Source organism: Flavobacterium frigoris PS1 (genome assembly GCF_000252125.1).
Taxonomy (GTDB): Bacteria; Bacteroidota; Bacteroidia; order Flavobacteriales; family Flavobacteriaceae; genus Flavobacterium; species Flavobacterium frigoris_A.
Map to the genome: position 1 here is coordinate 22,397 of NZ_AHKF01000010.1, position 24,896 is coordinate 47,292.

A 24,896-nucleotide genomic window follows, 5' to 3' on the forward strand; every position below is an offset into this window, starting at 1 on the left:
TAGATAATAAAAGTTTAAATTACAGAACCTCGTTAGTATAAAAATTGCTGTATGCTTCCGCAAATGCATCTTTAGGGATGAAAGGTAAAAAAGGTTTTCCTGAAGATTCTATAAATTTTGTTAAACTTGGAGACAAGCTGTCCGAAGCAATAATAACTGCATCAGAATGCTCAATAGACGTTTTTATAATACTTTCATAATCAGGTGTTTTTAAGTCAGAAATCGCTTCCGAAGGAATCCCGTCTAGTATCACTTTATTAATCATTTCAGGATCCAAAGCTCCTTCAAAGGACTGACTGTATACCGATGTAACAATCTTAGTGTCTGAAAACAAGGCTTCGTTTTTATAATAGTGTTTCATATAAATAGGCAGCATTGCTGCCATCCAACCATGAACATGTATGATATCTGGAACCCAATTCAATTTCTTAACGGTTTCAACAACTCCCTTCGCAAAGAAAATGGCACGCTCGTCATTATCAGGATACATCACCCCTTCTTCATCTGCAAATGTTGCCTTCCTTTTGAAATACTCATCGTTATCAATAAAGTAAACTTGAATTCTTTCTTTAGGAATGGACGCCACTTTTATTATCAACGGCATATCTAAGTCATTTACTACCAAATTCATCCCTGAAAGTCTAATCACTTCATGTAATTGGTGTCTTCTCTCATTTATATTTCCATATCTAGGCATAAAAATTCTGATCTGTCCTCCTTGATCATTAACCATCTTCGGCACATCGTAAGACATTAAAGAAACCTCGTTTTCAGCTAAATAGGGCACCACTTCAGATGATACGTATAATATCCTCTTATCTTTCATATTGTAATTTACTTAATTTATTGGTAATAAAAACCATGCAAAATTACAAAAATTTATGCAGTTATTAACTAATATATTATGTTTGCACTTAATTTTAATAAAACGACCATGCATATTTTTAATGGAAAAGAAGCTTTGATGGACTATTTGAAATCTATTAAGACTCCTCATTCCACTATTGGTTTCGTCCCCACTATGGGTGCATTACATCAAGGACACTTGTCATTGATGCAACAATCATTGGATGAGAACGAAAATACGGTGGTTAGCATTTTTGTAAACCCAACTCAATTCAACAACCCTGACGACTTATCAAAATACCCACGAACAATGGAAGCTGATATTGCCAAAATATCAGGTTTAAGTTCTGAAATTATTTTGTATGCTCCATCTACTGAAGATGTATATGAAGGAAAAATCTTGTCACAGGAATTTAATTTCGACGGATTGGAAAATCAAATGGAAGGAAAATTCAGACCTGGCCATTTTAACGGCGTTGGAACTATTGTAAAAAGGTTGTTTGAAATTGTAAGTCCAACTAATGCCTATTTTGGAGAGAAAGATTTCCAACAACTGCAAATAGTAAAAAAGATGGTCGAAAAAAACAACATAGCTGTTAACGTTGTTGGATGTCCCATTTTTAGAGAATCTAGCGGCCTTGCAATGAGTTCGAGAAATGAACGACTTTCAAAGCAGCAAAGAACTGAAAGCGCCCTAATATACCAAATCTTAAATGACGCTAAAGAAAAGTTCAAAAATAATAGTGCCAAATCTGTAACAGAATGGGTCGAAAAACTATTCAAGAAAAACGCATCCTTTGAATTAGAATACTTTCAAATCGCTGACGAAACAGCATTATTGCCTTGCGAAAGAAAAAATAAAACCAAAAATTATCGTGCATTTATAGCAGTTAATATCAATAATATTAGATTGATTGACACCATTTCATTAAATTAATTTACTTTTGTAGCATGCAAATTCAAGTACTAAAATCAAAAATCCATCGGGTAAAAGTTACTGGAGCCGACTTAAATTATATCGGTAGTATTACCATAGACGAAACACTATTAGAAGCTTCAAATATCATTGAAGGAGAGAAAGTTTCAATCGTCAACATCAACAATGGCGAACGCTTTGAAACTTATGCCATAAAGGGAGAGAGAAATTCAGGCGAAATAACACTTAATGGACCCGCCGCTAGAAGAGTACAGAAAGATGATATTATTATTATTATTTCATATGCCACTTTAGAATTTGAAGAAGCTAAATCTTTCAAGCCGTGGATTATTTTTCCAAACGAGAAAGACAATTCCTTAACATAATTATAATTAGTTCGAAAATAAATGTAATTTTAATATTACAATCTAAAAGACAATAGCCATCATACCTATTGTCTTTTTTTATTATAATTTAAACAAAACAATAACTCTTCCTATGGCCAAAGTAAAAACCACCTTTTTCTGTCAAAGTTGCGGAGCACAATATGCAAAATGGCAAGGACAATGCAATTCTTGTAAGGAATGGAATACCATTGCAGAGGAAATAATTCAAAAAGAAGAAAAAACGGCTTGGAAAAGCGAATCTACTTCAAAGAGTAAAGCTCCAAAACCTTTAAAGATTAACGAAATAGATTCGACTCAGGAAATCCGCATGGACACTACTGATGCAGAACTTAATCGCGTACTTGGCGGCGGTATTGTTCCCGGATCCCTAACTCTTTTAGGAGGAGAACCTGGAATTGGAAAAAGCACACTCTTACTTCAAATATCCTTAAAATTACCATATAAAACTTTATATGTTTCAGGTGAAGAAAGCCAAAAACAAATAAAAATGCGTGCCGAAAGAATCACGTCTGTTAGTGACAACTGCTATATACTTACCGAAACAAAAACCCAAAACATATTCAAACAAATTGAAGCGATTGAACCCGAAATTGTCATCATAGACTCCATCCAAACGCTTCATACGGATTATATCGAGTCGACTGCCGGAAGTATATCCCAAATTCGAGAAACCACAGCCGAACTGATTAAATTTGCCAAAGAAACCAATATTCCTGTAATCCTTATTGGACACATAACGAAAGACGGAAACATTGCCGGACCCAAAATCTTAGAGCACATGGTAGACACCGTGCTGCAATTTGAAGGCGACCGTAATCATGTGTATCGTATTTTGCGTTCACTTAAAAACCGTTTTGGCTCCACTGCCGAAATAGGAATTTACGAAATGCTAGGAAGCGGACTAAGGGAAGTTTCGAATCCTTCTGAGATATTGATTTCTCATAAAGACGAGGAACTATCAGGAACCGCGATTGCTTCTACCTTAGAAGGAATGCGCCCATTGATGATTGAAATTCAATCTCTGGTGAGTACTGCCGTTTATGGAACGCCGCAACGAAGCACAACAGGTTACAACGCCAAGAGACTGAATATGATTTTAGCCGTTCTCGAAAAGAGAGCTGGTTTTAGGCTTGGCGCCAAAGATGTTTTTCTAAACATTACGGGAGGAATTTCAGTAGATGATCCCGCTATCGATTTGGCTGTAGTTGCCGCCATCTTATCGTCTAATGAAGACATCCCAGTTAATAAGGATTTTTGCTTTGCAGGAGAAGTTGGCTTGTCAGGGGAAATCCGCCCAGTAAACCGAGTAGACCAACGCATTCAAGAAGCAGAAAAATTAGGCTTTTCTACCATTTTTGTATCTAAATACAATAAAATCTCTCTTAAAAACACCGGTATAAAAATCCAACTAGTAGCTAAAATTGAAGATGTAGCCAGTATGTTATTCGGATAGAATATTTTCGATTAAATACAGATAAGAACCACACTATTTTTTTTAGTCCCTTTCTTTAACTATTTACCTTTTTGTAAACTAATAAATATACTAAAATATGTATCTAAAAAAAATCTATCTAGTGCTACTACTGCTGGTAATACCTATAATTGCAAAAGCACAACATGCCGAAAATCAAAACGCCTTCCCAGTGCAAATAACCACATCAAATGGGATTATTGAAGGTGAATTTGATATAAAAACAAACATTCAAAGTTTTAAAGGAATTCCATTCGCACAACCTCCAATAGGTAATTTACGTTGGAAAGAACCTCAATCCGTTATAAATTGGAATGGAATAAAACAAACTAAAAAATTTGGCCCAAGAGGAATCCAATCCAATGTTTTTGGCGATATGGGATTTAGAAGTGATGGTATGAGCGAAGATTGCCTGTACCTTAATGTTTGGTCAACCGCCACATCATCTAGCGACAAATTACCCGTTTTGGTCTATTTTTATGGTGGAGGATTTGCCGCTGGTGACGGTTCAGAAAACAGATATGATGGAGAAAATATGGCCAAGAAAGGAATTGTAACCTTAACTGTAAATTACCGTCTTGGCATTTGGGGCTTTTTCTCTCATCCAGAATTAACGAGAGAATCTCCCAATCATGCCTCTGGAAATTATGGCTTATTAGATCAAAATGCAGCTTTGAAATGGGTTCAAGCCAATATTGCGAAATTTGGAGGAGATCCAAAAAGAGTAACCATAGCAGGAGAATCTGCTGGATCTATTGCTGTGAGTGCACAAATGGCCTCCCCATTATCCAAAGGTCTTATTACTGGAGCAATTGGCGAAAGTGGCGGTTCAATTTATCCAACTTTAGCAGCCGTCCCTTTAGCAGAAGCTGAAAAAACGGGTCTTGAATTTGCACAAAAAATCGGTGCTTCTACTTTAAAAGACCTCCGTGCTATGTCCACTTTTGAACTATATCAAAAATCAATTGGTACAAGTTTAGGCGTATTTAAAACAACAATAGACGGTTATTTTTTACCAAAGTTATTGCCCGAAACCTTTGAGGCCAAACAACAAGCCATGATCCCTTTATTATTAGGATGGAACTCTGAAGAAATGACCTACAAGGCATTAACGATGGGCAAAGACATCAATAACGAAACCTATATCCAGAAAGTAAAAGAACTTTATGGTGACAAGGCAGATGAAGTACTTAAATTATATCCAGCAGGTACTCTAGAAGTTACGGAACAGTCAGCAACTGATTTGGCTGGTGATCGTTTTATCGCTTACAGCAGTTGGAAATGGTTTGATTTACATCGAAAAAATAGCACACAACCTATCTATCGTTACTATTACTCCCACCCAAGACCAGAAATGCGAGACAATAGTCTGGAGGCAGGTCTTGCAGGTGGTGTGATTAAGAAAAATTCAAATACACCAAAGGCACCAATCTCAAAAGGCGCTGTTCACTCGGCTGAAATTGAATATGCTATGGGAAACTTAGCTAGTAACAAAGATTATGCTTGGTCAGAAGATGATTTTAAAGTTTCAGAAACCATGATGAATTACTTTGCCAACTTTATAAAAACCGGCAATCCTAATGGCGATGGACTTCCTGTATGGCCTAAAGCAAAAAATGAAGAAAAACCCGAAATCATGGTTATTGATGTTAATTCAAAATCAAAAAAGGCAGAAAATGATGCCCGATATTTATTTCTAGATAAAGAATATTCAAAAAAATAAGGTTAAGGTTCAGTAAAAAAGAGGATGTCAATAAAAAGGCATCCTCTTTTTTTATGACTACTTGGATTTAGCGCAATCAACGAAATAGAAATTAAAAATCTTGATTTACAACTATTTAACTATAATTTATATTTTTATTACCATTGTTTTTTTGTAAATTTATAATCCTGAAAACTCTTCTCTAAGAGTTTAAACATGTAACCATCATTTTAAAAAAAGGGGTCTTTTCTACGTACAACTTGATAAAATATACTATTGTATTACCTCAACAGATATGGATGTTCAAAAAAAGAGATAAATCACTTAAAAACGCATCTTCCAGAAAGATTAAATTCCTTTAAAAAAAACAATTTATAAATTCGGATCTTATTCGGGCACCAAAATTGAAATAAAATAATTTAAAAATAATAAAAGATGAAAAAGCAAACTGGTATTTGGATTGACTCAACAAAAGCAATCATCGTAACTCTTGAAGGCGGTAAAGAAGCAATTACAGAAATACAATCTGATCTTGAAAATCGTGTGTATCACGATAAAGAGGGAGATAAAGGTAGTTTCTTTGGCGGACAACATATTGACTCCCAAAAATCATTTGATGAACGAAAAAAACATCAAATAAACACTTATCTAAAAGATGTAATCTCCAATGTTACTGGGGCTGACGAATTATATATTTTTGGCCCAGCGGAAACTAAAACCAAATTAGAACAAAAAATTAACTCGGAGAAATCAACTATTGCCAGCAAGCCTAAATCTGTTGAAACATCAGACAGCATGACCGAAAACCAGATTGTGGCAAAAGTGAAACAGTTCTACAGTCAAAAACAATAGCTTTCCATTAAAAAGAGTTGTCGCTTATTTTAGCGATTGTATCAAAAACTACAGCAAAAAAGATGTTGTAGTTTTTTTATGCCACCAAATAAATTAGTTCCTACATTTGAGCTCTTCATAAATTGTTCATACAATCTATAAAGTTATTTAAAAACCGACCTTAAAATTCATGACCACCAGAAAACAAAAAACAATTATTCTGTTAGTAGTATTTACTGCAATCTTCCTGGTTTTATCCATAGCTTTCTTTGTGTTTAGAGATTCCCTCCTACAACAGGCAATCACAAAAGCCTCGACAAAAATGGAGCAAGAATACAACTGTGATTTATCTGTGAAAAAAGCTTCTTTTGAAGGTTTTTCGGGAGTGAGTTTGACCGAAATAACATTAGTACCCAAAAATGCCGATACTCTTTTTAGTATTAAAAAAATGAAAACCAGTATCAATGTCTGGCAGTTGTTTCTTGGGGAAGTACAATTAGGAAGTTTGGAAATCCAAAATGGTCTCGTACAACTAGTTCAAAAAGGGAATGTAAAAAACTTTGCATCATTTCTAAAAAAAGAAAACAAGGAACCAACAAGCACGGATAAAAGAGATTATGCTGCTTTTGCCTATAGAATAATTTCGAACGTATTGAATCTAGTTCCAACTGATATGCGGATCGAAAACCTGAAATTCAAATTAGATGACAATGGTAAAAAAGCAACTATAGACATCAAAAAACTTACTCTTTTTGACAAGGAAATTGAGACTTCTATTAATGTGCAAACCAATACTTTTTCACAACGATGGAGAATAAAAGGCTTTGCAGACCCTAGAAACAAAAAAGCAGATATCCGTTTCTTCAACATTGACACTGGCGCCATAAAAGTACCGTATTTTGACGAGCGTTATAATTTAAAATCAAGCTTTGATTCCATCCGATTGAAGATTGAAAACATTGACAAAAGGGGCGGTGAACTACATATTGATGGTTTTACATCAATCTCCAACTTAAAAATACATCATCCAAAAATAGCCAACAAGGATGTTCTCATAAAAAATGCCCAATTTGATTTTCGATTGCTATTGGGTTCCGATTTTATTTCTGTAGACAGTAGTTCAACTGCTCAGTTTAACGCTATAAAATTCCATCCATATGTGTCGTATGAAACTCAATCAGATACGATTTACAAACTGAAAGTCAACATTCCTAAGATGAAAGCGCAAGACTTCATCTCATCTCTCCCAGATGGTCTCTTTACCCATTTTCAAGGAATGGAAGCCGAAGGGACTTTTGATTACAAATTAGACTTCCGGTTTAACAAAAACAAACCAGACCAACTTGTTTTTGACAGTAATTTGAAAAAGGAGAACTTAAAAATCACAAAATATGGCGAAGCCAATCTCAACAAACTCAACGGAGAGTTTGTTTACAGAGCCATCATAAATGACGTATTACAGCGTCCTGTTTTGGTTGGAAATGCTAATTCTAGTTACACTCCGATAGATCAAATCTCGCCCTACTTAAAAAAATGTGTATTAACAACGGAAGATCCTTCTTTCTTTTCACATCACGGTTTCATTAACGAAGCCTTTAAGCAATCAATCGTAAAAAACATAAAAACCAAAAAATTCTCTAGAGGTGCGAGCACTATTAGCATGCAATTAGTAAAAAATGTTTTTCTCACCCGAGAAAAAACAGTCTCACGAAAACTGGAAGAAATCCTATTAGTTTACATTTTGGAAAACAACAGAATCGTAAGTAAGGAACGCATGCTAGAGGTTTATTTTAACATCATAGAATGGGGACCAAATGTTTATGGAATTGGAGAAGCGAGTCGGTATTATTTTCAGAAGGCTCCTGCTGACCTTAACTTAAATGAATGTTTGTATCTAGCTCGAATTATTCCTAGTCCAAAAAAATTTATGTACCAGTTTAACGACCAAGGAAAACTTAGAGATTTTGCCCAAAAACAAGAAACTTTTTTGACCAACATCATGATCCGACGAGGTCTTATCAGTATTGACGATACCATTTATAAATCGCAATTGATGAATATTTCTGGTCCTGCTAAATCACTTTTAAGGTTGCGCATTCAAGACAGTACAGTGGTTGATACACTATCAATAAAGGATGAGTTTGAGTTTTAATAATTAACCTCTAAGCTCCCAAATAATTCGTACTGACTTCAAAAGTTAAATATGCAACAAAGCCCACAAAATTTCTTTGTGGGCTTTGTTACTTATTTTGTGTCTAAGCAGTTAAATAATTAAGGTGCCGGATCAGGAATTATTGACTGAACCTCATTTATAGCTTTCAAGACATCCTCAGATAAAGTTACCTTGATGGTGTCAATATTTTCTTTTAATTGTTCCATTGTTGTGGCGCCAATTATTGTACTGGTTAAGAAAGGCTGCTGCTCAATAAAAGCCAAAGATAGTTCTGTCAATGACAATCCGTTTTTAACAGCTATTTCTTGGTACAATTTTGTTGCCTCAATACATTGAGCACTATTATATCTTGTATATTGCGGAAACAAGTTAATTCTAGCATTAGGATGACTTTCTCCAGTCAAAAACTTACCAGACAAAACACCAAATCCCATAGGCGAATATGCCAACAAACCTACATTTTCACGTGCACAAACCTCAGCCGAAGCGTTTTCAAAGAGTCTATTCAATAACGAATATGGATTTTGAATTGTTTTTACTCGAGGCAGATTGTTGTATTTATTCTCTTCTAGAAAACGCATGATTCCCCAAGCATTTTCATTAGAAAGTCCGATGTGCTTGATTTTACCTTCTTTTACAAAACCTTCTAAGGTTGTTAGCACTTCATGAATATTATCTTCCCACTGATCATCTTGCAATGTGAAGCCGCGTTGCCCAAAATAATTCGTTTTGCGCTCTGGCCAGTGCAATTGATACAAATCGATATAATCTGTTTGTAAACGCTTTAAACTATTGTCTAATGCATATTTTATACTTGCTGCTGAAAAATCATTCTTCTCGCGCATATAGGTAAAACTTGGATTAGGACCTGCAATTTTAGATGCTAAAACTATTTCTTCTCTTTTTCTCGATTTTTTAAACCAGCTCCCCAGAATTTTTTCAGTGCTACCATAAGTTTCCTCTCGTGCTGGAATTGAATACATCTCAGCAGTATCAAAAAAATTTACGCCTTGTTCTAAAGCATAGTCCATTTGTGCATGACCATCTGCTTCTGTGTTTTGTTGTCCAAAAGTCATCGTTCCAAGGCAAATCTTACTGACTTTTATATCAGTATTGGGTAAAGTAGTATATTTCATTTATAGTAAATTTAAAGTATAAAGGTACAAATGTAGATTTTATTGGTCCTGTTCCTCAAACGTATTAACAGATATTTTAGAAACGTTTATGTAATAAAAATGGTTCAAAGTAAAAACTCTGAACCATTAAAATTATGAAGCCTTGAAACTTTTTAATTAATTTCATTCAGCATTTCAGCAATTTCGTCTAATCTTGGTGTAAGAATAATTTCGATTCTACGATTTTTAGCTTTTCCTTCTGCCGTAGCATTACTTGTCAAAGGAGAGAACTCCCCTCTTCCGGCAGCCGTAAGATTTTGCTTGTTGATCGCTCTGTTCTCACTCAGAATAGCAACAATTGCAGTCGCTCTTTTAGTTGATAAATCCCAGTTATTAGCGATTGGTCCTGAACTAGAAAAACCATCATCATCAGTATGTCCTTCAATCAAAACTGAGATATCTGGATTGTCGCCCAAAACTTTTCCCAATTCAACCACTGCTTTTTTACCCTCAGCTCCTACTGAATAGCTACCGGAATTAAAAAGCAATTTATTTTCCATAGAAACATAAACTTTCCCGTTTTTTTGCTCTACTGTAAGTCCTTTTCCTTCAAAACTATTCAAGGCTTTAGATAAAGTTTCTTTCAGTTTCTTCATAGTCGCTTCTTTGGCAGCAATCAAAGATTCCATTTCTTGCAAGCGCTGTGAACTTTTGTTTAAACGCTCTTGTTCAATTGCCAGTGCCTTTCCTTTAGCATCTAATTGAGCAAGCAAATCACGATTTTTACTCATGTTGATTTGCAAAGCCTCATTACTATTTTTTTCCAATGCTTTATAGGACTCATTAAGCAAATCCATTTTATTACTTAAAGCGCCATAATCAGCAAGCCATTTATCACGTTCTAATTTCAACTTAGCGAAATCATTTTTCAATGCATCTTGATCCAGTTCTAATTGATTTTTAGCACTAGTAAGTTCTGAATTTTCATCAGCTAAACTTCTATTTTCCTTTTTTAGGTCTGTAAATTTGTTTTCTAGATCATTGTATATCTTCTTAGATACGCAAGAAGTCGAAAGCGCCATTATCAGCAATCCTAGAGAGATTTTCTTTATCATTTTTATAATTTAAATTTGGGTTATTAGATCTTTTTACTTTATTCTACTTCAACTAAAACGGGACAATGGTCAGAATGTTTTGCCTCTGCTAATATAAGTGCTCTTTTTATTCGATCCTTTAACGGTTCGCTTACTAAACAATAGTCAATACGCCATCCTTTATTATTTGCTCTTGCTGTAGGAACACGCATCGTCCACCAGCTGTAATTGTCTGGTTCTTTGTTTAAAAAACGAAAACTATCAATAAAACCATTATTCAAAAAAGTGTCAAGCCAGGCTCTTTCCTCAGGTAAAAACCCAGATACTTTTTTATTTCGAATGGGATCATGTATGTCAATAGCTTCATGACAAATATTATAATCTCCACAAATCACTAAATTAGGAACTGTTTTCTTCAGCTCATTAATGTAATTCTGGAAATCATCCATAAACATAAATTTATGATCCAGTCTTTCGCTGTTAGTTCCCGAAGGCAAATAAAGGCTCATTACTGACATTTCATCAAAATCCACACGAATATTTCGCCCTTCAAAATCCATATGCGGGATTCCTGTTCCAAAAACAACATTATTAGGTTTCACTTTTGACAAGATTGCTACACCGCTATATCCCTTTTTGGTTGCGGGAAACCAATAATGATAAGGGTAACCTGCTAATTCGAAATCTAATAATGGCAGTTGATCTGGAGACGCCTTAATTTCCTGAAGACAAATTACATCAGGATTTGCCTGCTGCAACCAGTTTATGAATCCTTTTGAAATTGCAGAACGAATTCCGTTAACATTGTAGGAGATAATTCTCATTGATATAAATTTTTGAATTTCAAAAGTAATAAAAATTAAAAAGGATATACCGCAAAAACCAGAAAATCGAATACGGCAATAGCCAGATAATGGAGTTTTTTTCTATCTTTGTTTTTCGCTCAATAAACAAAACGTAAATGGGTTTAGTTACCGCCAAAGAAGTTGCAAAAGCAATAAATGCTGAAAAATATGGGGTTTTCGGAACTTTTTCCGGTTGGCTTTTAATGAAGGTTTTAAAAATATCCAAGCTTAATAAATTTTACGACAGCAACAAACACTTAGAAGACATTGACTTCCTAAATGCTATCGTAGATGATTTACACATAAACTTTGAAATTCCGCAGGAAGATTTTAAACGCCTTCCGAAAGAAGGTGCATATATAACTATTTCAAACCATCCACTGGGAGGAATAGACGGTGTTTTATTATTGAAATTAATGCTCGAGAGAGAGCCTAATTTCAAAATAATCGCTAATTTCCTATTGCACAGAATTACGCCTCTTAAGAAATATATCATGCCCGTGAATCCTTTTGAAAACCATAAGGATGCAAAGTCAAGTGTTATTGGAATCAAAGAAACTTTACGTCACCTAAGTGATGGAAAACCTCTTGGAATGTTTCCAGCAGGAGAAGTTTCCAGCTATAAGGACGGAAAACACATGGTCGATAAACCATGGGAAGAAGGTGCCATCAAAGTTATTAGAAAAGCACAAGTTCCTGTTGTTCCTATTTATTTTCATGCTAAAAACAGTTGGTTATTTTATCTTCTTTCTAAAATTAGCGGAACGTTTCGTACTGCAAAATTACCATCAGAAGTTTTCAGTCAGAAGCATCGCGTGATAAAAGTACGAATCGGAAAACCTATTTCTGTAGCCGAACAAAATGAATACAAAACGATCGAAGCCTATTCAGAATTCTTGAGAAAGAAAACCTATATGCTGGCTAATCCATACGAGAAAGAAAGTAAGTTACTGATTCCTCCAACTTTAAAAATACCTAGAAGTCCAAAAGAAATCGCAACTCCCGCCAATGGCGAAAAAATGATTGCGGAAGTAGATTCTTTAAGAGATACGGATTGCAGACTATTGCAAAGTAAAAACTACGAAGTCTTTTTTGCAGCAGCCGATAAAATCCCAAGCATCCTTCATGAAATAGGTCGCTTGCGTGAAATCACATTCCGCGAAGTAGGAGAAGGAACAAATGAATCTATTGACTTAGACAAATTTGACCAATACTACCACCATCTTTTTTTATGGGATGAGGACGCAAAGAAAATTGCCGGTGCATACCGAATGGGATTGGGTTCTGAAATTTTTCCTAAATATGGAATCGAAGGATTCTATTTAAATGAACTTTTTCGCTTTGAGCCTGAGTTACATGATATGATGCACAAGTCCATAGAAATGGGTAGAGCATTTATCATCAAGGAATACCAACAAAAACCGATGCCTCTTTTCTTGCTTTGGAAAGGAATTATTCACACGACTTTACGTTTTCCGGAACATAAATTTCTTCTTGGTGGCGTGAGTATAAGCAATCAATTTTCTGATTTCTCAAAATCTTTGATGATTGAATTTATGAAATCGAATTATTACGATCCCTATATCGCACAATACATTCACCCAAAGAAAGCATATAAAGTCAAGTTAAAGGATGCCGACAAAGATTTTATCTTTAATGAAACAGAGGCCGACTTAAATAAGTTTGATAAAATTATTGACGAATTAGAACCTGGAATTTTACGTTTGCCTGTATTAATAAAAAAATACATCAAGCAAAATGCAAAGGTGGTCGCTTTTAATGTAGATCCATTGTTCAACAATGCCGTTGACGGCTTAATGTACATCAGAGTCGCTGATATTCCAGAAAGCACCATGAAACCAGTTATGGAAGAATTTCAAGCGGAACTGGAACGAAAATTAAATGAAAAAGACAAATCACATTAAACTTGTTTATAGAACAACATAAAAAAGTCTCGACAATGTCGAGACTTTTTTATGTTTAAAACCATGCTTTTTTATTAAGCTGATACGTTTGATAGAATTCTTCATCTGACTTTGTCAAGTATATAATTCCTTCTATAAAACCTAGTAATGTAGTTACTGTACCACAAGTAAAAACACTAATCACTAACCATATTATCCCTTCGCTGGTATATCCCAAAAGGAATTTATGAATCCCTAAAGAACCTAATAATATCGCTAGTAAACCTGCTGCCAATTTCTTGTTGTTTTCTATAGGCGGTTGCGGGTTATTCCAGTGTTCGTATTTTGTGTTTTCCATATGTTAGTTATAATTTGAAATGTTTTCGTTAAATAAATATATAAATTTTTATTTAAAAGTGCTATCGATAGGCTCCCAAAGTTCAATTTTATTTCCCTCAGGATCTAAAATCCAAGCAAATTTACCGTAATCATAGGACTCCATTTCGCCTACAAGAGTTACACCTTCTAGCTTTAATTGCATCAACAATTTCTCTAAATTGGCAACTCTGAAGTTTTGCATGAATTGTTTTTCGCTGGGAGCAAAATAAGTGGTGTCATCTGCAAATGGAGACCATTGCGTAGAACAATCTGTACCGTCTTTGTCTTTCCACCAGAAGGTTGATCCATAATCATCTGTTTTAAGACCCAAATGTTTGCCATACCAAGCAACTAGCTCTTTTGAATCCTTAGATTTGAAGAAAAAACCTCCAATTCCTGTCACTCGTTTTTCAAGTTCTGGCTTTAGGGTTTGCCCAAAATATTTCACTTTAACTTTATCTACTATGACTTGCGCCAATCGTTCATGACTTTCAAATGTCCAACCCGCAACATGTGGTGTTAAAATCACATTTGGCGCTTCTAATAAATATTGAAAAGCTGCTGGTGTATTTTCTTCTTGAAAAAGAGTTTCAAAAGACAATTTCTCATATTCCAAAACATCAAGTCCTGCTCCTAGTATTTTGCCTGACTGCATTGCGGTAACCAAATCGGCCGTTACGATGTTTTTTCCGCGTGAGGTATTGAAAATCCAAAAAGACTTGGCAAAACCACCTATAAATGCCGCATCAACCATTTTATTGGTCTTTGGAGTCCAGGGAATGTGCAAACTCAAGACATCCGCTTTTAGTTGCAATTCTCCTAGTGAAACCTGCTTTGCATTTGCATCAGCCACATTTTCCTGAATATCGTAGCACAAAACTTCCACATCAAAACCGCGCAGTTTTTTAGCAAAAGATTTTCCCATATTTCCGTATCCAATTATCCCTACCGTTTTACCGTCGAGTTCATGGCCGCGGTTACTCTCGCGGTTCCAATGTCCGGAACGAATTTCCTTATCAGCAGTATTTAGTTTATTGAAAAGAGACAGAATCATTCCCAAAGTATGCTCAGCAACTGCGTTTCTGTTTCCTTCGGGCGCAGCTATCAATTCGATGTTCTTTGACAGAGCATAATCACAGTCAATACTTTCCAGTCCGGCTCCTACTCGCGCAATAAATTGCAAATTAGTAGCTTTGTCAAGGAATTCCTTGTCAATCTTGAATCGGCTACGAATTACGATTCCTTGATAGTCTTGAATTTTAGCTTCGATTTCTTCCTTTGAGGAAGTGAAGTCTTCATGGTTTGTAAAACCCAGTTCCTGCAATTGCCCCATTAATATTGGGTTGTTGCTATCGATGTGTAGAATTTTAATGTTTTCTGGTTCCAAAATATCCGTTTTTGATTTGAATGAAATTCAAAGTTACAAATTTGAATTGGAAACGGGGCTCGCATTAGGGATGGAAGCGTCATCCCACGCTTTTTTTAAGCGTGGATATAGCAGACAGCCCGACCCGCCCTTTTTTTTGGCGGGAAATGCCCAAATTATATTTATCCTACAATTTTTTTTAATGCTGCTTTGATTCCGCGTATTATCGATGAGCTAAAGCCGTGAGATTCCATTTCGCTTAATCCTGCGATTGTACAGCCTTTTGGAGTAGTCACGCGATCTATTAATTGTTCTGGGTGGACTTGCTCTTCCATCAGCATTTTTGCGGCTCCTTTGACTGTTTGTGCCGAAATGTCTAATGCCGTTTGCCAGTCAAAACCTATCTCGATACCAGCTTGCATAGACGCACGAATGTAACGTAAAGCAAATGCAGTTCCGCTGGCTGCAAGTACTGTCGCCGCATCCATCAACTTCTCATCAATAATAGGCGCTGTACCTAAATCTTTGAAAAGGCTAACCAGCTTTTGACCTTGCTCCGCATTTCCTTCTTGAAAAGAGATACAAGTCGCTGACTCTCCAAACTGTGCCGCGATATTCGGCATAATTCTTATTGCTTGATTAGCAGCTCCTATTTTTTCCTGCAAAGCTTCAGTTGAAAGTCCGGTTACTGCCGAGGCAATTATTTTGTTATTTATGACTGGTAGAATTTCAGATAAAACCAAATCAACTTGGTATGGTTTTACAGTCAAAATAATAATATCAGCTTCTTGAATTTGGTGCGTATTATCAGTAGAAATGGTGATTCCTAGCGATTCCAGATGCTGGATTTTGCTTGTATTTCTTCTAGTAACAGTTGTCTTATGGTTTTTGGAAAATTTAGCGATTCCGATAGCGACAGAAGCTCCTAAATTTCCGCCTCCTATGATGTGAATATTCATTTTATTAGTTGTTAGTTGGTTGTTATAGTTTAGTTGTTGTTTTTAATTTTAGAATCCCAGAATAAGTTTTGCTATTGAAAAATATATTAGAATTCCACAAATATCATTGCTTGTAGTAATAAATGGACCTGTTGCCAGTGCGGGGTCAACCCCAAACTTATCCAATAATAAAGGTATAAATGTACCTATAAGCGAAGCGATTATAATTACTGAAACTAGGGCACTGGTAATAACAACTCCTATTATAGGCGGCTCGCCTAACAGAAAATAACTTCCTAAAAAAAGGATACTTGCTAGTATAGCTCCGTTAAACAAACTCAAAGAAACCTCTTTTATAAGACGGTTGAATAATGATCCGCTCAAAGTATTGTTAGCTAGACCTTGAACAATAATTGCTGAGGATTGCACCCCAACATTTCCTGCCATAGCGGCAATTAATGGAGTAAAAAAGAATAAATTTCCGTGTTCAGCCATGGCTCCTTCAAACAAACCTAGCACTCTTACGGTTATAAAACCTCCCAAAAGCGCTAAAACCAACCAAGGCAAACGTGCTTTAGACAACTCTAGAATACTATCATCAGCTTCTACATCTTGTGAGATACCGGCAGCCAATTGGTAATCCTTATCGGCTTCATCCCTGATCACATCAATAATATCATCAATGGTAATACGGCCTACTAATCGTCCCATAGCATCGACAACAGGAATGGCTTCCAAGTCATATTTTTGCATGATCCTGGCTACCTCAACATCTTCGGCATCAACATTAACCGAGGTTACTTTTTTGATATAAATTTCGGCAATCTGTGTTTTTGTAGAAGTAGTCAATAAATCCTTTAGGGACAATCTTCCTTTTAGTCTGTTTTCATCATCTACAACATAAATAGAATGTACACGGGAGACATTCTCGGCTTGGGCACGCATTTCTTTTACACAAGTAAGCACGCTCCAGTTTTCATTCACCTTTACAAGCTCTTTTCCCATCAAACCCCCAGCGGTGTCTTCATCATAACGCAAAAGGTCAATAATGTCTTTCGCGTGTTCTAAATCGTCCAGCTCAGAGATTACCTCTTCTTTTTTAGATTGTGAAAGTTCCGCGATGATATCCGCAGCATCATCCGTATTCAGCTCATCTAGCTCTTCAGCAATCTCTTTTGCAGAAAGTCTTTTTAATATATTTTCCCTTAAATCGTCTTCTAATTCTAGAAGAATTTCAGAGGTTTTTTCAGAATCTAATACTTTAAAAATATAAGTTGCCTCATCAAAATCAAGCTCGTCCAAAATCTCGGCGATATCAGCATGGTGCATATCACTAAGAAGACGTGATAATTCATGGTCTTTCTTATTAACAATGTGTTGCTCTAATTCGAGTATTAAGTCTTTGCTGATTTTAAATTCCATCGGCTTCTATTTTCTGGGTAAGTTCTATAAATTGCGCTACATCCAGCTGTTCAGGACGTAGGTTAAAAACAATATCTTCTCTCAGCTCATCTGATAAGTTCAATGTCTTTAAACTATTACGAAGTGTTTTTCTACGCTGTTGAAAAGCAGTTTTTACTACCGTAAAAAACAATTTTTCGCTGCAAGGCAAACTATAATCCGCTTTTCTACGCATACGCATTACTCCTGATTTCACTTTTGGTGGCGGAATAAATACGTTTTCGTCAACAGTAAATAAATATTCTACGTCATAAAAGGCTTGCGCCAAAACAGATAATATTCCGTACGCTTTGGTTCCTTTCTTTTCACAAATACGTTGTGCCACTTCCCTTTGAAACATCCCGGCAAATTCGGGGATTTGGTGTTTCAACTCCAATGTTTTAAAAACAATTTGAGTAGATATGTTATACGGGAAATTCCCAATAATTGCGAATTGTTTCCCCTCAAAAACTTCATTGATATTGTATTTCAAGAAATCCTTTGAGATAATTTTATCTTTTAGTTTTGGATAATTCTCATCTAAGTAAGTAACTGATTCTGTATCGATCTCAATTACATACGTATTAATAGGCTTGTCTAATAAGTACTTTGTAAGCACTCCCATTCCTGGCCCTATTTCTAATACATCCTCGTATCCTTCTAGATTGATCGTGTCAGCAATTGCCTTGGCAATGCTTTCGTCCTTCAAGAAATGTTGTCCGAGGTGTTTTTTAGCTTTTACTTTTTCCATATTTTTTGTTTAAAGTTTAAAATTTAAAGTTCCAAGTTTATCAACTCAACACTTATTCCTTAAACTATTTTTAAATTAGAGAATACAATCAGCTTCATCTAATATGTGTAATAAATCCCTTTGTTGGTGCAGAAACAGCAAAACTGAACACTGATTACTTTCCGCTAATGGTCTGAAATCAATTCTAACTCCGTTCTAAAAGCGAGCATTTTATCTCCAAATAAACTTGCTCCCTCTTCTCTAAATCTAGGTGCATCTTCCTGATAATATTTTTCAAGAGTTTCCTTGCTGTCTGTGGTGTATTGAGCGGAGTAAGTCACGCCTCCCATTTCCTCTTCGATCAAAACCCGAACTAGTCGCGCAGAAGAAAATTTCCCCGTTGCTAAAATTTCAGGAATGTGCTTGTGTTGCATCCAAATCATCCATTGATCATGAACGCTTTCGTGTATGTTTGTGGTAACGTTGTATATTATCATTTTCCTTGTTTAATTGTTGATTTGTTTAATCGGTTAACCTTTTCCTTATAAATTCGTGTCTCCCCTTAACTTCCTAAAACTCTTTCTTGCCTCTACAAAGTAAATGCTGTCTTGATGATTGAAAATTATTTTTTCATATAACGGCTTAGCCTTTTCAGGTGTTGCCAATTTTTTATTGAAAATTTCGGCCGAGAAAAACAAGGCTTCATCTATATAAATTCCGTCACTATGATGGTCTATTATCTCTTGGTATTGACTTAAAGCCAAATTAAAATCTCCTGTTTTTTCATAAACTTTTCCTAAGCGCAACAACGTCACTGCCTCTATTTCCTGACCTTTATACTTTTGCAAAATAGATTGAAACTGAGCAATAGCCTCTTTATTTCTATTTTGGTACAAAAGGTAATCTCCTTTAGCAAATGCCGCTAATGCCGTTTGTGTAGAATCAGCAACTGTGTTGTCATTTATTAAAAGAAAGTATTCTAAAGCATCATTAGCAATCAATTGCGTACTGGCTGATTTCAATTCCTTGAACTGTTTCAATGCCCAGACAAAATCAGTTTTAAAATAGCTGGTTTTAGCTGCTTTCAAAGTCGCTTCATGGGCCAGCACATCATTCTTCAGATTCATCTCTATTTGAGAGTAATAAATCAATGCTTGGTTAAATTTTTCTTCGAAAAGCAAAATATCCGCCAATTCCATTTTTGCCTGCGCCACTTGAAAATCGTTTAATTGCAGGTCGAGTGTTTTTTTTATAATTGCTCTCCCCTCTTCTGGATTTTTCAAATTAAAGGCCACAAAATGCGCTTGAATTAATTGCAAAGATAAGGTAAAAGGACTAATCTCATATTCAGCCAACAAAGCAGAAAGTTCCTCCTTAATGGCAGCAAAATCTTTCTCCTGCGCCTTGTCAATTTTTATATTGATTAAATAAGTATGTGCCTGGATAAGCAACTCAAGATCTTTAGTGTTTTCTAATACAAATCCTAAAATTTCCACCGCCATTTCCTGATCGTCTTCTTCAACAGCAAGATGTGCTAAATTGACTAAATTAGATAGTGATTCTGGATTGCGTTTGTAGATGGCTTTTTCTTGAATAAAAGCTTTCGAAAATTCTTTTTGTTGCACGTAAAACCAACTCAAAAAACGATTCCAAAATAAATCTTGACTTTTTTGTACCCGCACAATCAATCCTTTTCTTAGCATCTCACTAAAATTACCATCAGTATCATCAGACATGAAGCGAGATAATTGATTTTGAATCATTATCGAATTTTGGGGATTTGCATACGATTCATCCAAAAAAGTGGAGATCATCATTTCTGTATTACCTAATTGCCCGTAAAGCAATCCATTCTGATAATTAAAATTATATTTGGGTTCTACCTCTGAAGCAGTTTGATACGCTTTTAGAGCATATTCTAACAAAACCTTTTTCTCGAAAGAACTAGAAATACCAAAAACTTCGTTGGGATTTTTTTTGACTCTATTTAACGCTTGATTATAGTATTCTTCAGCTTTTGAATCTTGTTTTTGCAACTGATAATTATAACCCATTTCAACAAGAAGGTTTCCTTGCTTACTCTTTTCTAATCTGTCTTTAATTGCTTTTTCTGCAGTGCTAAATTGCTCCAATTGTTGGTAACAATCAATCGTTCTTAAAAAATAAGCTGTATTATAAGGGAGTGCTATGAGTAATTCTTCATAACTAATTTTAGCTTTCTCAAAATCACCTTTATCATAGTAATATTGCGCCAATTGTTCGTTTTGAGAAAAACAAACCAATGAAAAAAACAGAGTGATATGTAGAAAAAGTTTTTTCATTATTCGTGTTTATAACCGCAACAAACAGTTCCCTCACAAAGCTGAATTAAACGCAAATTCGCAAAGTATTTTAAATAAATAAAACATACAATTTGCGAATTTGCGGTCAATAAAACAGCCTATAATTAATTTATAATATCAAAACCGCAGTATGGACGTAAAACCTCTGGAATCACTATTCCGTCTGCAGTTTGGTAGTTCTCAAGTATTCCTGCAAGCACTCTTGGCAAAGCCAATGAACTTCCGTTTAAGGTGTGTGCCAATTGGTTTTTACCATCTTTGTCTTTAAAACGCAATTTCAAACGATTCGCTTGAAAGGTTTCAAAGTTTGAAACTGAAGATATCTCTAACCAACGGTCTTGTGCTGTAGAGAAAACTTCAAAATCATACGTCAATGCCGATGTGAAACCCATATCTCCACCACAAAGACGCAATATTCTGTACGGTAATTTCAATTCGTTTAGAATCTCTTTTATGTGTTCTACCATTCCGTCTAAAGCTTTATACGAATTGTCAGGGTGCTCCACACGTACAATTTCTACTTTATCAAATTGGTGCAAACGGTTTAATCCGCGTACATGCGCTCCGTAAGAACCTGCCTCACGACGAAAACAGGGTGTGTAAGCTGTTGTTAAAATTGGTAATTCACTTTCTGAAAGAATTACATCACGAAACATATTGGTTACAGGAACCTCAGCCGTTGGAATTAGGTATAAATCATCTGCAGCATCATGGTACATTTGTCCTTCTTTGTCCGGCAACTGTCCCGTTCCATATGCTGATGCTTCATTTACCACATGGGGAACCTGAACTTCATTGTAACCTGCAGCTGTATTTTTGTCTAAAAAATAGTTAATCAAAGCGCGTTGTAATCGTGCTCCTTTTCCTTTATAAACCGGAAATCCTGCACCCGCAATTTTTACTCCTAATTCGAAATCAATGATATCGTATTTCTTCACTAATTCCCAGTGTGGTTGCGCTCCTTCGTGCAAAACGGGAATAGCGCCTTCTTCAAAAACATTTAAGTTTTCCTCCGGAGTTTTTCCTTCAGGAACAATATCAGCTGGAAGATTGGGTAAAGTGTATAATTTCGCTAAAAGTTCTTGAGCAATAACATCCGCTATTTCAGCTAATCTTTTACTTTTCTCTTTTAGTAAAACTGTTTTTTCTTTAAGTATTGCTGCTTTTGATTTCTCTCCAGCTTTCATCAATTCACCAATGTCTTTGGATAATTTATTAGATTCAGATAAAATACCGTCTAACTCGACTTGGGTAGCACGACGTCTTTCGTCTAGTTGTACCACTTCTTCAACAACACTTTTGGCATCCATATTCCTTTTTGCCAAAGCCTTGATTACTTTTTCCTGATTCTCTCTAATAAATGCGATTTGTAACATAGCTTGATTTTTATAACTCTACTTATATATTAATGGAAGCAAATTTAAGGAAATGTTTGATACTTACGAGGGAAAGTTTAAAGGATTAAACTATTTCACAAAGATGCCCAAAGGAGACACAAAGATTCACGAAAATTCAGACTGCTTTATGACGAAATACTTTGCGAAACTAATTAATTAAGCTCTTTTAATCTCGTGCCCAACAAATTCTTCCAAGGCTGCAAACATATCATCAACTGAAAGCACTTCAGTATCGGGGTGTGATTTTAAGAAATTAGCATTCAAAGCCACTAAATCTTCTTCGATTGCTGCAAATGATTGTGCATTTAATATATCTCTTGTTGGATTTACGCCTTCCAGCTTTCCTTTCAGAAATTTATTTAGTTTTACACTGCTCATTAATCTGACTTTTTTGGACTGTTGTTGAAAGTACTCCAACTGCTTTTCGGCACCAATCAAAGCCAAACCTTCTTCCACTAATTCGTTTAGTTCTTTATCCCAACCTGAATTATATACAAACTGCGCAAAATTTCCTTCGGTGCATTGTGCATTATAATAGTCTAAATAATAACTCATAATCCCATCTTCGTGAATCAAATCATCATCAATTTTTTCCTCACGCATTAAGTTGATTACCGAAATATTAGAATTTATAACATCTTGTGGGCTTTCACTAGCTGCTGCAGTTTCTGAAATAATTATTTTACCGAATTCCATTTGTTTTGATTTTTAAGGAGTGTGGCGCAAATTTCGGGTAAAATAAAACAGAAATGAAATTTTTTTTTATCCACGGATTACACAGATTAGCACTGTTATTTGGGATTTAAGTACCAAACGCCGTTAATGAATTTCTATTCTCTATACATTTTTTACCGCATAGAAACATAGATTCTCCTTATGTGAAATAAGGCGTTTCACTTATTTAAAGAAAACCATAGGCAAACCACAATAATGATTTACATATTATCTGATTCGTTACTGTTTTTTTGCTGATTCATTTTTGTTACTAAAGCTTTCAAACGTAATGCTTGTGCTTTTTTCTCCTCCTGAAGTTTAGCTTTTTTCCGATTTAGCAATTTGGTGTGTAAAGCCTTATTTTTGGTGTTTTTTTCGGGTCCTTTTGCCATGGAAATTCGACTATTTAATTTTCAACTTGCAAAGATATAAAAGGCGGTACATTATCTGTATGGGTTTGGTCCAAAAACAATAAATATCTTTATGAAAAATAAGCAATCTTAGCATTATATAAATGAAAGAGTCTATACAAACTAAATTATTGGTTTTTAAAATTTCTTAGTTCATGCTTACGATAGTATTGACAACACCATCGTTTAGGAATATCCTTGCGATCGTGTGTGGCTATTCTTTGTTGATTTCATTGATTACTTCGTCAATTACATCATTTGCAATTCTCATATCTATTTGAAAAAACTCTCGATTTTTATCAATTCTGTAATTTTCTAATAATTTATGAATGTTTTTTTCTGCGAGATAACAATCTTTAGTATCCCATTCTCTCATAACAATAAACTTATCAGGAATACTTGTTTTAGACAATTGATTTGCTCTTTCATCAGCCGATTTAGTTGTTAAACCTATTTTATATATATCATTTTTGAGATTTCCATTTCTCATAATGTAGATTTTACCTGCGTTTTCGGAAGTAAAACCTAAATCTTTTTTTCTTTCAATAATTAATTCATCTTCTTTAGTTACAAAGTAACTTTCTGTTTTTTTGACCCAAGTTTTTCCGTTTATTGGATTTCCCATTTTGTTACTACCTACTTCATCATCGTTTAATTTTTTCCAATATCCTGAAGTTTCAATTTTGAAATTTTCATCACGGAGTTTTATTCTGTTTGATGAAAAAGTTTTACTCCGATTTAATATCCATAGGGTTCTGTTTCTTATTTTAAATTTATTGTCAACATCTTTATAATCTCTCTTTTTAAAAGGATTTTTTAAAATTGACTTTACCTCTGTATCATATTCTTGTTCTTCTATTTCTTCGTTGAAAAAGTCAAAATAATTCGGTAAATATAAACACGCTTTTGCTAATTCAAATATTGAATTAAAATTCTCTACTTCTTTTACAAGATTTTTAAAAGTTTCTTCATAGCCAGGATCTCTCCACTCTCCATTTACCATAAAACCTGTCAAGTCATCTGTATAGATTGAAAAACTATTCCCTTCATCTCTAGCAACATATCTTGCATCTATTGTACTCGAATCCAAATTAAAACGACAAGCAACAAGTACCTTCCATAAGTTCGGATCATCATTTAATTTCACTGCTTCCCTAATTCTATCATCTGCAACTTTTATTTTTTCTTTACCGACAGTTATTTTCATTGTTTCTAAAGGAGTTAATTCTTTAGATTTTTCATTTGTGTCTATTTTTTGGCCAGTATCGAATAGCATTGTCACTTCATTGCCTCGCCTTATAAGAGATACCCCAGCAATAACGAATTCGTTTTTATCGTCCGTTTTAAAAGTTATCTCTTTTAAATCATAACCAACGTTGAAGTTATAGATTAAATCTTCTTCTAAATTCTCTTTTATTTCTTCTCTATCATTTTTAAAATCATTTGATGTATAGAAATCAATAAAATCGAAAAATGATATCGAATAATCCTCTTCGTCTAATAATCTCCAATAATTTAATCGTTTATCCAATGTAAAAAAAGCTTCCATTACATTAAACATTATTGGCATTTTACGATGACCATAACTCCAAGATCTATGATTGAATTCTCCTAGATAATGCCTTATTTCAGGGTCCATAAAAAGTCCAATACCATTTGCTTCTTGAAGCTCCCAAGTCTTAACAGCTTCATTTTTTTTCGCTTTAATTACTTTTTGGAAGTTTGGATTTCGGTGCTCATGTTGTTTAAGTCGCTCAATAACAATATTATATTCTGGAGTACCTTCTTCAGGAAGAGAATCTTTTGTATACTCTATTCGTCTTTTTAAGTGTTCTTTCACAATGGTTGATTTACAATGACACCTACTTAGTAAGTAT

Annotated in this window: 21 protein-coding genes and 1 pseudogene; 7 read left to right on the plus strand and 15 right to left on the minus strand. The window is 34.9% G+C overall.

What is annotated here, in order from left to right:
- Window positions 1-19: 19 nt before the first annotated feature.
- A complete protein-coding gene (locus HJ01_RS02480; protein ID WP_007136695.1) occupies window positions 20-826 on the minus strand; it encodes a glycogen/starch synthase in 807 nt (268 codons plus the stop codon).
- Between the two features lie 78 nt (window positions 827-904).
- Here HJ01_RS02480 and panC point away from each other — a divergent pair, with 78 nt between their 5' ends.
- From panC to HJ01_RS02510, 6 genes are all read left to right on the plus strand, one after another.
- Window positions 905-1,783: a pantoate--beta-alanine ligase gene (gene panC, locus HJ01_RS02485; protein WP_007136696.1), complete on the plus strand. Its 879-nt coding sequence runs from the start codon at window positions 905-907 to the stop codon at window positions 1,781-1,783.
- A 14-nt stretch (window positions 1,784-1,797) separates the two neighbouring features.
- The gene (panD, locus tag HJ01_RS02490; protein ID WP_007136697.1) at window positions 1,798-2,148 is read left to right on the plus strand and encodes an aspartate 1-decarboxylase; all 351 of its coding nucleotides are present in this window, start codon (window positions 1,798-1,800) and stop codon (window positions 2,146-2,148) included.
- 112 nt (window positions 2,149-2,260) lie between these two features.
- Window positions 2,261-3,622 carry a DNA repair protein RadA gene (radA, locus tag HJ01_RS02495; protein WP_007136698.1) on the plus strand — a complete coding sequence of 454 codons (1,362 nt, stop codon included), beginning with the start codon at window positions 2,261-2,263 and terminating at the stop codon, window positions 3,620-3,622.
- 97 nt (window positions 3,623-3,719) lie between these two features.
- Window positions 3,720-5,363: a carboxylesterase/lipase family protein gene (locus HJ01_RS02500; protein WP_007136699.1), complete on the plus strand. Its 1,644-nt coding sequence runs from the start codon at window positions 3,720-3,722 to the stop codon at window positions 5,361-5,363.
- A gap of 414 nt (window positions 5,364-5,777) precedes the next feature.
- A complete protein-coding gene (locus HJ01_RS02505) occupies window positions 5,778-6,194 on the plus strand; it encodes a hypothetical protein (protein ID WP_007136700.1) in 417 nt (138 codons plus the stop codon).
- A gap of 169 nt (window positions 6,195-6,363) precedes the next feature.
- Entirely contained in the window at window positions 6,364-8,325 is a 1,962-nt protein-coding gene (locus HJ01_RS02510) for a transglycosylase domain-containing protein (protein WP_007136701.1), read from the plus strand.
- A 119-nt stretch (window positions 8,326-8,444) separates the two neighbouring features.
- Here HJ01_RS02510 and HJ01_RS02515 read toward each other — a convergent pair whose 3' ends face one another.
- The 3 genes from HJ01_RS02515 to HJ01_RS02525 all read right to left on the minus strand — a co-directional run bounded on the left by HJ01_RS02515 (window position 8,445) and on the right by HJ01_RS02525 (window position 11,379).
- A complete protein-coding gene (locus HJ01_RS02515; RefSeq protein ID WP_007136702.1) occupies window positions 8,445-9,482 on the minus strand; it encodes an aldo/keto reductase in 1,038 nt (345 codons plus the stop codon).
- A gap of 152 nt (window positions 9,483-9,634) precedes the next feature.
- Window positions 9,635-10,576 carry an OmpA family protein gene (locus HJ01_RS02520; protein ID WP_007136703.1) on the minus strand — a complete coding sequence of 314 codons (942 nt, stop codon included), beginning with the start codon at window positions 10,574-10,576 and terminating at the stop codon, window positions 9,635-9,637.
- 38 nt (window positions 10,577-10,614) lie between these two features.
- Window positions 10,615-11,379 carry an exodeoxyribonuclease III gene (locus tag HJ01_RS02525; RefSeq protein WP_007136704.1) on the minus strand — a complete coding sequence of 255 codons (765 nt, stop codon included), beginning with the start codon at window positions 11,377-11,379 and terminating at the stop codon, window positions 10,615-10,617.
- A 137-nt stretch (window positions 11,380-11,516) separates the two neighbouring features.
- Here HJ01_RS02525 and HJ01_RS02530 point away from each other — a divergent pair, with 137 nt between their 5' ends.
- Complete coding sequence (locus tag HJ01_RS02530; RefSeq protein WP_007136705.1) at window positions 11,517-13,325, plus strand: GNAT family N-acyltransferase; 1,809 nt, start codon at window positions 11,517-11,519, stop codon at window positions 13,323-13,325.
- A 55-nt stretch (window positions 13,326-13,380) separates the two neighbouring features.
- On the opposite strand, the gene HJ01_RS02535 is transcribed toward HJ01_RS02530, so the two are convergent.
- The 11 genes and pseudogenes from HJ01_RS02535 to HJ01_RS02585 form a co-directional block, all read right to left on the minus strand.
- Window positions 13,381-13,662: a TM2 domain-containing protein gene (locus tag HJ01_RS02535; protein WP_007136706.1), complete on the minus strand. Its 282-nt coding sequence runs from the start codon at window positions 13,660-13,662 to the stop codon at window positions 13,381-13,383.
- A gap of 459 nt (window positions 13,663-14,121) precedes the next feature.
- Window positions 14,122-15,015: pseudogene (locus HJ01_RS02540) on the minus strand (2-hydroxyacid dehydrogenase); the annotation flags it as partial.
- A gap of 215 nt (window positions 15,016-15,230) precedes the next feature.
- A complete protein-coding gene (gene proC / locus HJ01_RS02550) occupies window positions 15,231-16,007 on the minus strand; it encodes a pyrroline-5-carboxylate reductase (RefSeq protein ID WP_007136708.1) in 777 nt (258 codons plus the stop codon).
- Between the two features lie 48 nt (window positions 16,008-16,055).
- Entirely contained in the window at window positions 16,056-17,408 is a 1,353-nt protein-coding gene (gene mgtE, locus HJ01_RS02555; protein WP_007136709.1) for a magnesium transporter, read from the minus strand.
- Window positions 17,398-18,177 (minus strand): 16S rRNA (adenine(1518)-N(6)/adenine(1519)-N(6))-dimethyltransferase RsmA, encoded by a 780-nt coding sequence (gene rsmA / locus HJ01_RS02560; RefSeq protein ID WP_007136710.1) that lies wholly within the window; start codon window positions 18,175-18,177, stop codon window positions 17,398-17,400. The genes mgtE and rsmA overlap by 11 nt, the downstream gene beginning before the upstream one ends.
- 164 nt (window positions 18,178-18,341) lie before the next feature.
- On the minus strand, window positions 18,342-18,653 hold the full coding sequence (locus HJ01_RS02565; protein WP_007136711.1) for a DUF4286 family protein: 312 nt from the start codon (window positions 18,651-18,653) through the stop codon (window positions 18,342-18,344).
- A gap of 45 nt (window positions 18,654-18,698) precedes the next feature.
- A complete protein-coding gene (locus HJ01_RS02570) occupies window positions 18,699-20,477 on the minus strand; it encodes a tetratricopeptide repeat protein (RefSeq protein ID WP_007136712.1) in 1,779 nt (592 codons plus the stop codon).
- Between the two features lie 125 nt (window positions 20,478-20,602).
- Entirely contained in the window at window positions 20,603-21,874 is a 1,272-nt protein-coding gene (serS, locus tag HJ01_RS02575) for a serine--tRNA ligase (RefSeq protein ID WP_007136713.1), read from the minus strand.
- Between the two features lie 177 nt (window positions 21,875-22,051).
- Window positions 22,052-22,591, minus strand: coding sequence for a hypothetical protein (locus tag HJ01_RS02580; protein WP_007136715.1), 540 nt, complete (start codon window positions 22,589-22,591; stop codon window positions 22,052-22,054).
- A gap of 239 nt (window positions 22,592-22,830) precedes the next feature.
- Entirely contained in the window at window positions 22,831-23,001 is a 171-nt protein-coding gene (locus HJ01_RS17725) for a hypothetical protein (RefSeq protein ID WP_007136716.1), read from the minus strand.
- 232 nt (window positions 23,002-23,233) lie between these two features.
- The gene (locus HJ01_RS02585) at window positions 23,234-24,859 is read right to left on the minus strand and encodes a GIY-YIG nuclease family protein (protein ID WP_007136717.1); all 1,626 of its coding nucleotides are present in this window, start codon (window positions 24,857-24,859) and stop codon (window positions 23,234-23,236) included.
- Window positions 24,860-24,896 lie beyond the last annotated feature (37 nt).